Genomic DNA, 11,753 nt, shown 5'->3' with positions numbered 1-11,753 from the left:
TATAGAAGCATGAATTCCTAATGCAACTAACCCCATCGCTTCGTAACGATAGATTTGCTCTATCATGCCTTGAAACACCATATCATTCTTTGCAAATGCTCCACTTATTATATGCAGATTTGTCATTGTCAACACATAACCTAACGTCCCTATAACAAGATTGCATATTAGAATTTTCTTAAATGCATCGAAAGCTCGATCAAATTTCTTCGCTCCAAGATTCTGACTTATAATTGCTGCTCCACCTTCTTGAAAGCCATTCTGCGGATTTGTTGTCATTCCTCCAATGTTATTGGATATTCCCAATGCACCTACTGTTAATGCTCCATATCCTGTACTCATTGAATTCACAATTACCTTACCAATTGCAAACGAGAATTTCTCGATAATAACCGGAAATGAAAGATGAATCATTGGAAAGGCAATTTCTCGGTTCATTGTGATTGCTTTAAGCGAAAATCCAAAGACACCTTCCTTTCCTCCCATGTTTTTGATTGCTATTGCAAACATAACAAGTTGCGACAAGAGCGTTGCAATTGCTATTGTTGTGACATCGCCTTGCAAACCATATACAAACCATGCTGTCAACGATAGCTTTACTATAATAATTACTATATTCACATTCAATATACGTTTTGAATTTCCTCTTGCCCGTTCAATTGCAATATATACGTTGTTAAAGAACATAATAACTAACGAAAATATTTCAATAATAAAATATGGTTTTCCAATTGCTATTAATTCCTCTGGTGTCTTCATCAGTTTTAGAAACTGTTCTGCAAAAGGAACAAATACAAGCAAGATAATTGCTCCTAATGTCCCACATATCATATACAGCGTACTTACTTGACGCTTTACCTTCTTATAATCACCAGCTCCATATGTTTCACTTATCTTGAGACTTGCTCCAACAGCTAATCCTCCACCAATTGCATTAATTGCCATGTTTATCTGCGATAGGTATGCTACTGCCGAAACTGCTTTCGAGCTAATATGTGCTGCCATCTGAGAATCAAGTATCTTGAATATCTGTGCTAGTGACTGATACAATGCCAAAGGAAAACAAATACGAAATATCACGCTCCACATATTCGCATTCAATATGTAATCCCTATTTTGTCTATCCTTGCTTAATAGGTTCGTATTTTCATTCTTCATAATGTACCTCTTTCAATATTACCATATATTTTACACTGCCCATGTAATATAGATATATATTACCTTAATATATACGTACATTCTACAGATTTTCTAGGTACTTTCTCTTTAAACTACAGTTTTTTTATGATATCATGTAAACAAACAGTTAATACACCTATTCGATTGGAGATATTGTAATGGCAAATAAAATCCCGAATTTTTATATCGACAAAGTCACTCGTGAACCATATTTTCAAATGCCCTCGAATCATTTTCACTCAGAATACGAGATATATTTTCTTCTTACCGGAACACGCAAATTCTTTATTAATCATAGTTTCTATACACTTCACCCGAATGATTTTGTTTTGATATCGAAAGGGGAACTGCATAGAACTTCTTTTATTGCTGACGCTTCCCACGAACGAATCGTTATGTATTTTAACGACATTTGGCTTAATCATGTTGTTGATACATTTGGCAGAGATATTCTAAACCAATGCCTAGCAACGCATAAACGCTCTATTGCCGAAACTGATCAATTATTTATTAGCAATCTACTAGAAAAAATGTTAGATGAATATAACTCTCCTACCATTTATTCCAACAAACTATTACAGAATTATTTTGAAGAATTACTAATCTTTTTATTACGAACTACTTCTTCAAATGAATATACGAATGATAACACCGCCAATGATGCTGATATCGTAAAAGCTGCACAATATATCTGTAGTAACTATGCCCATGATTTAACATTGAAAGAAGTTGCTGATTATGTGAATCTCTCTCCTACTTACTTCTCAAAGAAATTCAAGGATTCCACCGGCTTCGGATTCAAAGAATATTTGATACACATTCGTGTAAAAGAGGCAGCACATCAATTGCTCGAAACAAAAGATAGCATAACTACAATTGCTGCACGTTGCGGTTTTACTGACAGCAATTATTTTGGTGATTTATTTCGCAAAGTAACGAAACTTTCACCTAGGGAATATCGTAAGAAGCAAAGTGCATACTAAACAAGCAAAAACCGCCAAAAGCAATCTAGTTACCTTTGGCGGTTTTAAAAAGGGGAGGATAAGTATTTAATTTTTCTTTTGTGACTTGTCAAGAATCTGATATCATCATGTAAACAACCGTATAATAATTGGAGGGGGAGTCCAACTATTATCTTTTGCAAACAGTTAACATCATCGTCACTGTATTGTAATCTAATTTCTTTCAATGATAATAAGTTTCTAAAACTCACTTCCATCGCTTTATTATTAGATTAATTATATTATGCTACCAAATTATAGTTTTTATACATACATATTAAACTTTTTTTATTGAAAACATTCCCGTCTTCTTTTATAATAGAAATTAAGTACTCTTGTTTCGTAGATACATAAAAATCAAATAAGAAAGGAATCCATTATGCATAAATCAAAACGTATACTAGCAATTATAGGTATTGTCCTACTTGTTGGCTTATATGTAGTATCACTAATAGCTGCACTTTTTGCTACTAAGACGTCTGCTTCACTATTCAAAGTGAGCATCTTTTGCACGATTATTATTCCGTTACTACTATATGCTTACACAATGCTATGTCGCGTATTCCGAAGAAAAGACACCGACGATGATAACTCGAATTAGAACACTATCATATTCTAATTTAATTTTCAAAACGAAAGTAGCTGTGCACAAACTGATTATTCAGCAAATGCACAGCTACTTTCTATTCGTTCTCTGCTTCTTCCATAATTCTTTTTCTATGTGCCTTCAGTTCTTTTTCGTATCCTTCATCGGATAACTCATAGAATGTTCGCCCTACTAATTCATCTGGCAGATACTGTTGCTTAACATAATGATTCTTATAGTTGTGTGCATATTTGTAGCCGATTCCATGACCAAGCTTCGCAGCACCTCCATAATGCGCATCTTTAAGATATGGTGGTATTGTTGCAATCTTTTCTTGGTTTACAATCTGCATTGCAGCATCAATTGCCATAATTGCCGAATTACTCTTAGGTGCACATGCTACATAAGCCGCCGCTTGCGCAAGTACAATCCTTGCTTCTGGCATACCTAATCGTTCTACCGCTTGTGCTGCTTGTGTCGCTACTACCAAAGCGTTCGGGTCTGCGTTTGATACATCTTCTGATGCACAAATCATAATTCTTCTTGCAATAAACGTAATACTTTCACCTGCGTGTAACATTCTAGCTAGATAATAAATTGCTGCATCTGGATCAGAGCCACGCATACTTTTAATAAATGCTGATATTGTATCATAATGGTTATCTCCAGATTTATCATAACGTAACGCTCTCTTTTGAATACATTCCATCGCTACATCAAGGGTAATATGTATCTTCCCATCTTCACTTCGCTCTGATGTTAGCACACCAAGTTCAACTGCATTCAAAGCACTTCTTGCATCACCATTTGCCATATCGGATAGAAACTCAAGTGCATCTTCCTCTATCATCGCATTATAAGCACCTAAGCCCTTTTCCTCATCCGAAACAGCACGTATTAATAAATTACGTACATCTTCATTCTCAAGCGGTTTCAATTCAAAGATAATCGAACGTGATAGCAATGCTGAATTAACTTCAAAGTAAGGGTTTTCTGTCGTTGCTCCAATAAGAATAATTGTTCCATCTTCAACAAATGGCAAAAGATAATCTTGTTGCCCCTTATTAAAGCGATGAATCTCGTCTACAAAAAGAATTGTCTTCTTCCCATACATACCAAGATTTTGTTTTGCTCCCGTTACTACCTCTTCCATATCTTTCTTACCAGAACTTGTTGCATTAATCTGCCTAAAGTATGAACTTGTCGTATTCGCAATCACCATTGCTAACGTAGTTTTTCCTGTACCGGGAGGCCCATAGAAAATAATAGAACTCAATTTATCTGCCTGTATTGCACGATACAGTAACTTGTCTTTCCCAATAATATGTGCTTGTCCAACCACTTCTTCTAATTTAGTAGGACGTAGTCTTGAAGCTAACGGAGATTCCTTCTCTAATTGTGTCTCTCTCATATATTCAAATAAATCCATATTTTTTACCTTCCTAATATATCTTTCACAACTTCACTCGCTATAATCATTCCTGCTACAGAAGGAACAAACGACATACTACCTGGTGTCGCTCTCTTTCTATGCATATCTTTTACGTCTGTTTTCTCTATATTACCAGCCGAATCTAACACGTCTTCATTTACATTTTCACCAGTTTGAAACAATGGTTTTGTAGGTTGTTCTTCCGAATAAACTACCTTTAACTTATTCACGCCTCTTGCTTTTAACTCTTTTCTCATAACTTTACATAGAGGGCATACATTTGTTTTGAATAAGTCACTTACTTTCAACATTGTTGGTTCGAATTTATTACCAGTTCCCATTGCACTTATTAATGGTATGTTTAACTCCTTACTCTTTAAGGTAAGTGCTATCTTAGCTGTAACTGTATCAAGCGCATCAACCATATACGTAATATCTTGCGAAACCACCTCATCTATATTGTCATACAAGACAAATGTTTGCATCGTATCAATTTCCACTTCAGGATTAATGGTTCTCATTCGTTCTTTCATTGTCTCTATCTTTGATTTACCAATCGTATCAATTGTTGCATGTAATTGTCTATTTATATTACTCTCACATATTGTATCATCATCAACTAACAAAAAATGTCCTATTCCCGCTCGAACAAGCCCCTCCGCTACGTATGTTCCAACACCACCAACTCCATAGATAGCAACCTTTGCATTCTCTAACTTCGCAATTCCTTCTTCTCCAATTAACATCTCTGTACGAATTAATCGTTCTGACATTGTAGCCTCCACATTTCAAAATCAATATTTTACAACACATCAAATTAGGTCGACAGCATGCACCATCGACCTCTTCAGATACACTACTAGTAGTATATCATAATTTTAATTAAATTCAAATCGGATCGCGAACCCATCATTACTTTTTCGTTATACCGCGGTCTTAACAAAACTCACAACATTAATAATCGATTCAACAACTACTACCGTAACCATAATTATAATATTAGACATTCTCCATTCAAAAACATTAAGCGTATCCATCGCACCGAAAAGAAATGGTATTATAAAAAATGACACCACTACGAGCAAACGCATAGAGCGCACACCCCAAAGCGTAACAAAACTCCAAATCCCAGCCACGATTGTCACTACATTGAACTTATATAGCATCTGAATCTCCAATCCATTTCCTATCTGCATTCCAATATATACCGCAAGATGATTCCATAGTATTTGTATCGCTACAAATATTGCAACAAGAACAGCTTTACTTCCTATAGCAAAACTTCGCCTAGTTGGATAAAACATCAGCTTATCTTCAGCAAAATCAAAACTTTGCTTTTCAAACACAGTACTTATCGCCACTATGAAACAAGTCATAGTTACACACATAACAATCTCTGTTACTTCTCCAATGATATCTTGGCTTATCTTAGCGCTAGCCACAACCAATCCAAACCAAGTGATTTGCAGTACAAATACAAGAAATCTTATTGGATTATGTCTAAATATAGATAAATCAAATCTTATCTGTTTTCCTAACACTCTCTTACTCCCCTCTCCATCTACTTCGTGCTCTATTTCTACTCTTCTACTGTAGATTTTTCTTTCGTCAAGTAATATAATATATCGCTCAAATTGGCATTATCAATAACTATCTTCTGTAGCCATTCCTTCTGCCCAACAATTCGTTCCGTATGGTGAGCAAGTCCCTCAAAACCATTTTTTGTACTCTTCACACTAACGAATAAATCTCTCGGTATGCTTCGAAGAATCTCACGCGAACCTTTCACCAAACGGTACTCATCTAATAGTTCTTCTTTCGTAGTTAGTGAAAGTATCTTTCCATTATCAAGTACCATTATATAATCTGCAATTTTATCAAGGTCTGTTGTAATATGAGTCGATATAATTACTCCCATGTTCTCTTCCTCAACTAATCCCTGTAATATTGTAAGGAACTCTTGTCGAAATAATGGATCAAGCCCACCCGTTGGCTCATCAAGCAAAAGTAGTTTGGGATGTGTCGCAAGAGTAAATGCCAACTGGAATTTTGTCTTCATTCCTTTTGATAACTGTTCTGGTGTTTTGTTCCCATCTAACTTATACTTACATAGCAATTGCTCAAAATATTCTATATCAAACTTTTGATAGAACCTTCCAAATATAATTGCATTATCCAGTAATGATTTTCCTAATAAGAAGCGATTATCTTCTGCTATATAACCAATCTCTTGACGAACTTGCAAGTCTTTCTTTTCATATTTTTTACCCTCTATGTATATCTCACCTTGACTCTTTGTGCGTATTCCTAATAGCACATTCATCAAAGTTGTTTTCCCCGCACCATTCTTACCTATAATCCCCATTATAAATCCCTTGTCTAGCGAAAAATTAATATCCTTCAAATGAAACTTTCTGTATTTTTTACCAAGATTCTCAACTCGTACAATCTCATTCGCTTGCAAATCAAGCCCTCCCATCTACTCCATCTCTTGATATAATACTTCTATCATATCTTGAATATCTTCTAATGATAAACCTGCTGCCTTGCATTCATTCAATAAATCTTGTAAATGTCTCTCTATCATGCTTATCTTCTTCTCCTTCAATATATCTGTATTCTGCTCACACACATAAAACCCTTTTCCCGTAACAGAATATAGTAATCCCTCTTTTTCAAGTTCCTCATACGCTCGTTTTGTTGTAATAACACTAATTTGCAAATCTTTCGCCAGTCCACGAATAGATGGCATTGCATCTCCTGGCACGATTTCTTTATTAATAATTGCTGATTTTATCTGATTAATAATTTGCTCATAGATCGCAAGATTACTACTATTCGATATAATAATATTCACTCATTTCACCTCTCCTACATCAATTTTTTCATTGCTTTTATTTGATTTATCTTAACATTCTCATAGTCTGTATCATGTTTTATAATATCAATGATTGCCCAGATTACTCTACCAAGTGCTCCAACATTTACTACTATAATTCCTATACACAAATACTTCGGATTTTTAATTAACTCTTCAAATTGAGCTATTAATGCAACTATCATTACACCGACTACCCCACCAATAACACCACTCACATATACCATCTTAGGGTTATCCTTTTTCTTTTTCCCTTTGAACATATTTATTTTCTGAAACGATACTACCAACGTATATGGCAATCCAAATAACGCAAATAGATTTAATACATATTGTCCATATTCTGCATTAATAATAGCTGAAATAACTACAAATGTAATACACAAAGAGAATACCATTGTAAAATTAATCAGTACACCGATAAAATAATACCGTTTTCTTTCCTCATAAGACAAAGGTATCATATAGATACATTTTTCATGACGAGTGATTTCCAGTACAAACATTGCGATTAGTCCTAACATTGCAAATACTGCCAAAAATATCATATAGGACACCTCTTTATCCTCTATGTATTCAAATTCAGATAGAATTCCGAGTGCAACATAAAACATACATAGTAGCACATAGTACCAACGCCTTTTTAAGAATACCTTGTAACGAATCAAAAGTGCTTTCCGTAATTCTTTGTTAGACATATGTAAGCACCTCTTTCTTATCTGCTGTAAAGTAATACATAAAATCCGCAATCGTAGGAATCTCTATCTGACATCCTCTATTCAAAATGCTTTCTTCATTACGAACCATTGCTTCTACCGAATACGGTGTTACTTTTTTACCAATTACAGAAGATTGTAACATCTGAATCTTTTCTTCACTTCCTTTAATAATACGATACGACTCAAACAGCTCTTCTTTTGAAGTCGATAACATCTGCTTTCCTTCATGTATTAACGTAACATAATCTGCTACCATATCAATCTCTTCTGTTAAATGTGTCGAAAACAGAATGCTTTTTTCTCCATTCAAGATAGCATCATACATGATTTCTGTAAGTTCGCGACGAAATACGGGGTCTAATCCACTTGCTGGTTCATCCATTATCAATAATCTTGCTTCATGCGATAAAGCAAATGCTAATTGAAATTTAATAATTGTTCCCTTTGATAATTTTTTCAACTTTCTTTTTGGATCGACATCAAATCTACTGCAATACTTTAAAAACATATCCATATCAAAGTTTTTGTAATACGGAGCATAAATTCTCGCATTATCAAGGGAAGAGATATCCTCAAGAAATGGATTTTCATCAAGAACAAAACCAATCTCGCCTTTCGCTCTGCTCTCATCCATGCAAAGATTGTGTCCACAAACTCTGACATCCCCTGTTGTTTTTTGATATAATCCTAAAATCGTATTAATCAAAGTAGTCTTTCCTGAACCATTTTGACCAATTAACCCCATGATATAACCAGGCTCTAATTTAAAATCTATATTCTCTAACGAGAATTTATCTAGTTTTTTATAAACATTTTCAACTTCTAATATATATTCCATTGTCAAAAACTCCTTTCACCCATCCTACACGAACTGTATATATGTATATATTCTGTATATATCTATATACACAGTATATGCACATATATACAGTTTGTCAATACCTATTTTTTATGTTAAAATTTAAAATAATTATTGAATTAACATTCTATACGAAAGGAACTCTATATGAACATACCAAACGACCCAGTAATGTTACTTAGTTATATCAACACACAGTTAAGAGATTTCTACTCTACATTAGAAGACTTATGTCTTTCTCTTAATATAGATGAACACTCTCTATGTTCTAAGCTCGAAACGATTGATTACAACTACGATAAAGCATGTAATCAATTTGTTTAAAAGAACATTCACACGCCAATAAAATAAAGATGCTTAGGAAAATTATCGAATCTAATTTTCCTAAGCATCTTTATTTTTCTTCAACTTCTTCATCAAATAATACAACTTCATCTTTGACCTGTGCGAAATATGTACTATCAAATATCTCTAACTGCGATTTCCCATTCGTTGCTTCTATTACTTCTTCCTGTAATTGATGTAACTTATCTATACTTACTAATAATTCCATTGTAACAATATCCGTATAAATGGTGTCTAAGACAGTTATCTGCATCTGACAAACTATATACTGTAACTTACCTATTCCATTATAGTCCGTAACGATACGTCCCTTCTTGCCAGCTATTTTTTCCACTATAACACTCTGTGCGAGCCCTTCTACGGTCGCATTCACATAGGCTCGAACTAAGCCTCCCGTTCCTAATAATGTTCCACCAAAATATCTTGTAACTATCACTAATGTATTATGAATTCCTTGTCCTAACAAAACATCTAGCATTGGTTTTCCTGCTGTTCCACTTGGTTCTCCGTCATCACTACATCTTTGCACTTCATTTCTTTTTCCTACAACATAGGCATAACAATTATGAGATGCATCCCAGTTTTTTTTACGTGTTTGTTCGATATATGCAATTGCTTCGTCTTCGGAACTAATTGGTTGAACGGAAGCAATAAACCGTGACTTTTTCTCAACAATTTCCCCTATCCCCGCTGTATAAACTGCTTTATAACTTTCTACCATATCCGTTCAATACCTCACATTCTGTAACATTACTACTTAGCCAAATAGCCACTCTTCATGATACCTATCATAACGTAAGACCACTAATATTGCAAGAAAGTCTTATTACTGTGTCCTCTCAATTATCCAAATCCCAACCGCATAATTTAATTTTGCTTTATTTTAATACACTTTTTTGATATAATAGTAGCGAAAAGGAGGCTTATTATGGACTTTAGTAAACGTGGTACAGCAAATAAGCAACGCCAAATACGCTCAACTTCGCAGAAGCTTTCAAGAAAGACGCTTATCTCCCTTCTGCGCACTTGTATTGTCTGCATAGTTGCTATATCAATAATAGGTACATTCACTGGTCTTGGTGCATTGAAAGGTATGTTAGATAGTGCTCCAAATATTGATTCAATTGATGTTGCACCTACAGGTTTTTCCACAATTATATATGATAGCGAAGGAAATGAAATAAAAAAATTAGTCGGTTCTCAAGCAAACCGTATCTATGTTTCTTTAGATAAAATTCCTGAGATTGTACAGAATGCCTTTATCGCCATTGAAGATGAACGATTCTGGGTGCATAACGGTATTGATGTAAAAGGTATCTTTCGTGCATTCTTCGTTGGCCTGAAATCAGGTGGTTTTTCAGAAGGTGCTAGTACATTAACACAACAGCTTCTAAAAAACCAAGTATTTGATGGTGGTCATGAAGAGGAATTCTTTGTGAAACTCCAAAGAAAAGTGCAAGAACAATATCTTGCAATTAAATTAGAAGACAAGCTAGACAAGGAGCAAATTCTTGAATACTATCTAAACACAATTAACCTTGGTCAGGGAACGCTCGGAATACAAGCCGCATCGCTACGTTATTTTAACAAAGATGCTAGCAAACTTACTTTATCGGAAGCTACTGTAATTGCTGGTATCACACAGAGCCCTGTATATTTAAACCCAATCACTCATCCAGAAGATAATGCCGCTAGACGAGTTCTTGTCCTTAATAAAATGTTAGAACTAGAATACATTTCGCAAGAAGATTATGACAAAGCATTAAAAGATGATGTTTATGAAAGAATTCAATTAGTTAACGAAGAGCAAATTACTACTACTTCTAGCACAAATTCTTATTTTGTAGATGAGTTAATTCTTCAAGTTCAAGATGATTTACAGAATAAACTAGGTTATACAGAAACACAAGCTATTAATGCTATTTATCGTGGTGGTCTTAGGATTCAATCGACACAAGATACTTCCCTTCAAGATATATGCGATACTGTCATTAACGACGATTCAAATTATCCAGAAGCGTACCATGTGTATGAATTAACCTATGCATTATCCATTCAGAAAGAAGATGGTTCTACTATCAATTATTCGGAAGGACATCTTAAAAATTACTTTACACCTAAGAAGAAGTCTTTCAACTTATTCTTTAAGAACAAAGAAGATGCCGATGTCTATACAGAAGAATTCAAAGCTTCTGTATTAGAAGAGGGTGATGAAATACTTGGCGAGAAAAAAACATTTACACTTCAACCACAAGTATCCTTTGTCCTAATGGATCAACATAACGGTAAAATTCTAGCACTTGTTGGTGGACGTGGTACAAAAGAAGGTAGTCTTACTTTAAACCGTGCCACTCGTACATTAAGACAGCCCGGCTCTACATTTAAAGTACTATCCACTTATTTACCTGCTCTTGATAATGCTGGTATGACATTAGCAACCGTTCAAGATGATGCACCTTACGAATATCCTGGTACAAACACTCCTGTAAACAACTGGAGACGTGGTGTGTACAATGGTCTTACTACTTTGCGTCAAGGTATTTGGGACTCTAATAATATCGTAACCGTTAAGACACTAGATGCCATTACCCCTCAGTTAGGATATTCCTACCTTATGAAGTTATCGTTCTCTACTATTGTTGATAGCGTTACGACAGACGATGGAAAAGTGCATTCCGATATTAATTTGCCAATGGCTCTTGGCGGTTTAACCTATGGTGTTAAAAACTTAGAAATAACAGCAGCCTTCGCAAG

Annotated in this window: 13 protein-coding genes; 4 read left to right on the top strand and 9 right to left on the bottom strand. The window is 34.7% G+C overall.

Annotated features, from left to right (window positions below; all coding sequences use genetic code 11):
* The coding region (locus tag RMR19_RS15165; RefSeq protein WP_310604341.1) for an MATE family efflux transporter at positions 1–1,158 on the bottom strand (1,158 nt) is incomplete at its 3' end.
* A 179-nt stretch (positions 1,159–1,337) separates the two neighbouring features.
* Between RMR19_RS15165 and RMR19_RS15160 the strand changes: the two genes are divergently transcribed.
* Both RMR19_RS15160 and RMR19_RS15155 read left to right on the top strand, forming a co-directional pair.
* Positions 1,338–2,162 carry a helix-turn-helix domain-containing protein gene (locus tag RMR19_RS15160; RefSeq protein WP_310604340.1) on the top strand — a complete coding sequence of 275 codons (825 nt, stop codon included), beginning with the start codon at positions 1,338–1,340 and terminating at the stop codon, positions 2,160–2,162.
* Between the two features lie 397 nt (positions 2,163–2,559).
* Positions 2,560–2,781, top strand: coding sequence for a hypothetical protein (locus tag RMR19_RS15155; RefSeq protein WP_310604339.1), 222 nt, complete (start codon positions 2,560–2,562; stop codon positions 2,779–2,781).
* 82 nt (positions 2,782–2,863) lie between these two features.
* Here the strand turns inward: RMR19_RS15155 and RMR19_RS15150 are convergent, their stop codons facing one another.
* From RMR19_RS15150 to RMR19_RS15120, 7 genes are all read right to left on the bottom strand, one after another.
* Positions 2,864–4,195 carry a replication-associated recombination protein A gene (locus RMR19_RS15150; protein ID WP_310604338.1) on the bottom strand — a complete coding sequence of 444 codons (1,332 nt, stop codon included), beginning with the start codon at positions 4,193–4,195 and terminating at the stop codon, positions 2,864–2,866.
* Between the two features lie 5 nt (positions 4,196–4,200).
* Positions 4,201–4,971, bottom strand: coding sequence for a tRNA threonylcarbamoyladenosine dehydratase (locus tag RMR19_RS15145; RefSeq protein WP_310604337.1), 771 nt, complete (start codon positions 4,969–4,971; stop codon positions 4,201–4,203).
* Between the two features lie 150 nt (positions 4,972–5,121).
* A complete protein-coding gene (locus RMR19_RS15140; RefSeq protein WP_310604336.1) occupies positions 5,122–5,739 on the bottom strand; it encodes a hypothetical protein in 618 nt (205 codons plus the stop codon).
* Between the two features lie 38 nt (positions 5,740–5,777).
* Positions 5,778–6,662 (bottom strand): ABC transporter ATP-binding protein, encoded by an 885-nt coding sequence (locus RMR19_RS15135; RefSeq protein WP_310604335.1) that lies wholly within the window; start codon positions 6,660–6,662, stop codon positions 5,778–5,780.
* Between the two features lie 15 nt (positions 6,663–6,677).
* The gene (locus RMR19_RS15130; RefSeq protein ID WP_310604334.1) at positions 6,678–7,055 is read right to left on the bottom strand and encodes a GntR family transcriptional regulator; all 378 of its coding nucleotides are present in this window, start codon (positions 7,053–7,055) and stop codon (positions 6,678–6,680) included.
* Between the two features lie 14 nt (positions 7,056–7,069).
* The gene (locus tag RMR19_RS15125; protein ID WP_310604333.1) at positions 7,070–7,774 is read right to left on the bottom strand and encodes a hypothetical protein; all 705 of its coding nucleotides are present in this window, start codon (positions 7,772–7,774) and stop codon (positions 7,070–7,072) included.
* Positions 7,767–8,633 carry an ABC transporter ATP-binding protein gene (locus RMR19_RS15120; RefSeq protein WP_310604332.1) on the bottom strand — a complete coding sequence of 289 codons (867 nt, stop codon included), beginning with the start codon at positions 8,631–8,633 and terminating at the stop codon, positions 7,767–7,769. The genes RMR19_RS15125 and RMR19_RS15120 overlap by 8 nt, the downstream gene beginning before the upstream one ends.
* 168 nt (positions 8,634–8,801) lie before the next feature.
* Between RMR19_RS15120 and RMR19_RS15115 the strand changes: the two genes are divergently transcribed.
* Positions 8,802–8,978: a DUF4250 domain-containing protein gene (locus RMR19_RS15115; protein ID WP_310604331.1), complete on the top strand. Its 177-nt coding sequence runs from the start codon at positions 8,802–8,804 to the stop codon at positions 8,976–8,978.
* A gap of 70 nt (positions 8,979–9,048) precedes the next feature.
* Here RMR19_RS15115 and RMR19_RS15110 read toward each other — a convergent pair whose 3' ends face one another.
* Complete coding sequence (locus RMR19_RS15110; RefSeq protein WP_310604330.1) at positions 9,049–9,720, bottom strand: YigZ family protein; 672 nt, start codon at positions 9,718–9,720, stop codon at positions 9,049–9,051.
* A gap of 207 nt (positions 9,721–9,927) precedes the next feature.
* Between RMR19_RS15110 and RMR19_RS15105 the strand changes: the two genes are divergently transcribed.
* Positions 9,928–11,753 (top strand): transglycosylase domain-containing protein (locus RMR19_RS15105; RefSeq protein ID WP_310604329.1); only part of this gene is annotated, 1,826 nt, incomplete at its 3' end.

This window comes from Anaerosporobacter sp., from assembly GCF_031551385.1.
Taxonomy (GTDB): domain Bacteria; phylum Bacillota; class Clostridia; order Lachnospirales; family Lachnospiraceae; genus Anaerosporobacter.
The sequence above is the reverse complement of the archived record's forward strand: the minus strand, read 5'-3'. Positions and strand labels throughout refer to the sequence as shown.